The 2,287-nt window shown below is 71.2% G+C and carries 3 protein-coding genes; 2 read left to right on the forward strand and 1 reads right to left on the reverse strand.

Annotated features, from left to right (window positions below; translation table 11 throughout):
- Positions 1-966: glutamate--cysteine ligase (locus ABT116_RS43040; protein WP_351646186.1), on the forward strand; the 966-nt coding region annotated here is incomplete at its 5' end.
- Positions 967-993: 27 nt separating this feature from the next.
- Here ABT116_RS43040 and ABT116_RS43045 read toward each other — a convergent pair.
- Positions 994-1,227 carry a DUF6480 family protein gene (locus tag ABT116_RS43045; protein WP_351646188.1) on the reverse strand — a complete coding sequence of 78 codons (234 nt, stop codon included), beginning with the start codon at positions 1,225-1,227 and terminating at the stop codon, positions 994-996.
- Positions 1,228-1,378: 151 nt separating this feature from the next.
- Between ABT116_RS43045 and ABT116_RS43050 the strand changes: the two genes are divergently transcribed.
- The coding region (locus ABT116_RS43050; protein ID WP_351646190.1) for an AMP-binding protein at positions 1,379-2,287 on the forward strand (909 nt) is incomplete at its 3' end.

Below are 2,287 nucleotides of genomic sequence, written 5' to 3' on the forward strand. Positions count from 1 at the left end.
GTCATGGCGGTGGGCCTGGCGCAGTTCATCATGGAGCCGCTCAAGCTGTTCTCGGAGATGCCCAAGTACGTGATGATCGTCCGCTGCCGCAAGGAGGCCGCCCGGCACGCGGGGGAGATCGGCTGCACCGTGGCGGCGCTCGCCACCTCACCGCTGCCGGTCAGCCCCGCCGTCAGCGTCAACCGGCGCTATCAGTGGATGGCGGACCAGTACGGCATCGCCACCCGCGAGCAGCTCGTCATGGGCTGCCATGTCCATGTGTCGGTCGAATCCGACGACGAGGGCGTGGCGGTCGTCGACCGGCTGCGTCCGTGGCTCCCTGTGCTGCGGGCGCTCAGCGCGAACTCGCCGTTCTGGCAGGGCAAGGACACGGGGTACAGCAGCTACCGCAGCCGGGTGTGGCTGCGCTGGCCGTCGGCGGGCCCGACCGAGATCTTCGGCTCGGCCGAGCGGTACCACCGGCTGATCGCGGACATGGTGGCCACCGGCGCCCTCCTCGACGACGGGATGATCTACTTCGACGCGCGGCTGTCGCAGCGGTACCCGACGGTGGAGCTGCGCGTCTCGGACGTCTGTCTGCACTCCGGCACGGCCGTGCTGATCGCCACGCTCGTCCGCGGACTGGTCGAGACCGCCGCGCGCGAGTGGCGGGCCGGCCGTGAGCCGCTCGGCCACAGTGTCAGCCTGCTGCGGCTGGCCGACTGGCAGGCCGCCCGGTCCGGCCTCGCGGGCGAGCTGCTGCACCCCGCGACCATGCGGCGCATGCCCGCCGAAGCCGTCGTGCGTGCCCTGCTGGACCACGTCGAGGAGGCCCTTGACAGCACGGGCGACCTGGAGCGGGCCAGGTCCGCCTGCGACGAGCTGCTGCGGGACGGCAACGGTGCTCAGGTGCAGCGCGCGCTGATGGAGCGCACGGGGAGCCTGCGGGACGTCGTCACCGAGTGCGTCCGCCAGACGCAGGCGTGAGGCGTCCCGCCGTTTTCGGGCAGGGGCTCAGAGGATCAGGACGAGGGCGTAGGCCAGGAAGAACGCCGCGATCAGCACTGTGACGATGATGATCACGGCCAGCGGGGCCTTGGCCCAGCCCTTGGTCGGGTTGTGGGTCTCCCGGGGCAGCGTCTCCGGCATGCTGCTCTCCGCGGGTGGGGTCTCGCCCGGCGGTACGCCGCCGCCGGGTTCCAGACCGGAGCTGCGTTCTGGTTCGGGATCGGGACTGATGTGAGTCATGCCGACCGGGTCCCCCGATCACGCCGAGATCATCAGCGTGGTGACTTCCGTATTTTCCGACCCCGAAGGGTCTCGACTCGACTACATTCGAGCACCGCCGATGACGGTACCCGTCGGCAACGTCACACCCCGTACACGTCAGGAGCAGTGCATGCGCGACCTCGCCCTCGCTCCCCCGGCCGTGGCGCCCCTGACCGGCGGGCTCGCCGACAGCGTCTTCGAGACGGCGGACCGCGAACCGGCCAGGCCGATGCTCGCCCGGCGGGCCGACCCCGCCTCCGCGACCTGGGAGGAGGTGACGGCGATCGAGCTGCGTGACGCGGTGGTGGACGTGGCCAAGGGGCTGATCGCGTCGGGGATCGCGCCGGGCCAGCGTGTGGCGATCATGGCGCGCACCCGGTTCGAGTGGACGATCCTGTGCTACGCGCTGTGGGCCGTGGGCGCCGAGGTCGTCCCGATCTACCCGACGTCGTCGCGCGACCAGGTCGAGTGGATCCTGCGGGACGCCGGCTGCGTGGCCGTGTTCGTGGAGGACGAGCAGGGCGTCATGACCGTCGGCTCGGTGTGTGCCTCCCTGCCGCTGCTGCGGCACGTCTGGCAGCTGGACGCGGGCGCCCTCGAGGAGCTGACGGCGCGGGGCGAGTTCATCCCGATCGCCACGGTCGACTCGATGCGCCGCATCGTGCTGCCGGACTCCATGGCCGTCATCGCCTACACCTCGGGCACCTCGGGCCACGCCATGGGATGCGCACTCAGCCACCGCAATCTGGCCGGCCCCTGCGACACGCTGCTGACGGGCTGGGGGCACACGGCGGCGCCGCGCGGGGAGCAGGGCTCCGTGCTCGCGTTCCTGCCCTTCTCGCACGTCTACGGGCTGATGATCCAGGGGCTGTGCGTGCGCGGCGGGCTGCTGATGGGGCACCAGGCCGATCTGAGCGGGGAGGCACTGGCGTCGGCGCTGCGCTCGTTCCGGCCGACGTACCTCTACGCGGTCCCCTCGGTCCTGGAGAAGATCTACAAGAACTTCCTGCGCACGGCTCAGCAGGGGGGTCACGGCGGG

Origin of the sequence: Streptomyces sp. NPDC002130 (assembly GCF_040296465.1) — a bacterium.
In the GTDB taxonomy this organism is placed as follows: Bacteria; Actinomycetota; Actinomycetes; order Streptomycetales; family Streptomycetaceae; genus Streptomyces.

Excerpts from the sequence above, each read along its gene's own strand:
- ABT116_RS43045 (WP_351646188.1), bottom strand. The coding sequence starts at position 1,227 with ATGACTCACATCAGTCCCGATCCCGAACCAGAACGCAGCTCCGGTCTG.